Consider the following 394-nt stretch of genomic DNA (forward strand, 5'->3'; position numbering starts at 1 on the left):
TGGTATGACCGGGCCGTTACTCAGCTGGGGTATCCGGGCTATAGGTTTCACGACCTACGTCACACCGGGCTAACTCTTTACGGGCGGGCGGGAGCAACTCTCGCCGACCTTATGGCGCGTGCTGGCCATAGCGACGTTGGTGCGGTAATGATTTATCAGCATTCGGCGGTGGAGCGGGATAGGGCTCTTGCTGCGCGGATGGAGAAATTGGGAGAGTGAGCAATCAACCGTTATTTACCTCCACCATTTGCATTTATGTAAGTGGTGGGGGTATAATAGTAGTGTTCGAACAAAGGAGGTGAACATGGAACACATAGGGGAAATCCTAGCGGGGATCGGAACGCTACTAGGAGGGATCGCAGCCCTCATTGAAGCCCTCCGCCCCCCGAAGGAC

The 394-nt window shown here is 55.3% G+C and carries 1 protein-coding gene; it reads left to right on the forward strand.

The features are described from left to right. Positions 1-24 precede the first annotated feature (24 nt). The gene (locus QP415_RS10855) at positions 25-219 is read left to right on the forward strand and encodes a tyrosine-type recombinase/integrase (protein ID WP_336620004.1); all 195 of its coding nucleotides are present in this window, start codon (positions 25-27) and stop codon (positions 217-219) included. The last annotated feature ends 175 nt before the right edge of the window (positions 220-394 follow it).

It is taken from the genome of Pauljensenia sp. UMB3104 (genome assembly GCF_030217285.1).
GTDB lineage: Bacteria > Actinomycetota > Actinomycetes > Actinomycetales > Actinomycetaceae > Pauljensenia.